The 418-nt window shown below is 70.8% G+C and carries 1 protein-coding gene; it reads left to right on the forward strand.

Features of this window, described 5'->3' with window-relative positions:
- The coding region (locus CAY82_RS27625) for a putative Ig domain-containing protein (protein ID WP_170931142.1) at positions 1 to 418 on the forward strand (418 nt) is incomplete at both ends.

A 418-nucleotide genomic window follows, 5' to 3' on the forward strand; every position in this document is an offset into this window, starting at 1 on the left:
CGCTTCACCTCGACCACCAACTACGCGGCCGCCCGCACCCAGAGCCTGCAGGCCACCGCTGACCTGTACGGATCCGGCAGCGCGACGTGGAACACGGTCGCCAACACCTGGGCCGCCATCGGCGTCGGCGCACGGGTGCCGACCAGTGGCGTCACCGTCACCAAGCCGGCCGACCAGAACACCGTCGTGAACACCGCCGCGAGCCTGCAGATCCAGGCCAGCAGCACCACCGGCGGCGCGCTGACCTACACGGCCACCGGCCTGCCGGCCGGCCTGTCGATCAACGCCTCGAGCGGCCTGATCTCCGGCACGCCGACCACGGTCGGCAACAACAGCGTGACGGTCACGGCGAAGGACTCCACCAACGCCACCGGCTCGGCCACGTTCAACTGGACGATCAGCCCCACCGGTGGTGGCG

Source organism: Pseudomonas sp. SID14000 (assembly GCF_002165135.1).
In the GTDB taxonomy this organism is placed as follows: Bacteria; Pseudomonadota; Gammaproteobacteria; order Pseudomonadales; family Pseudomonadaceae; genus Aquipseudomonas.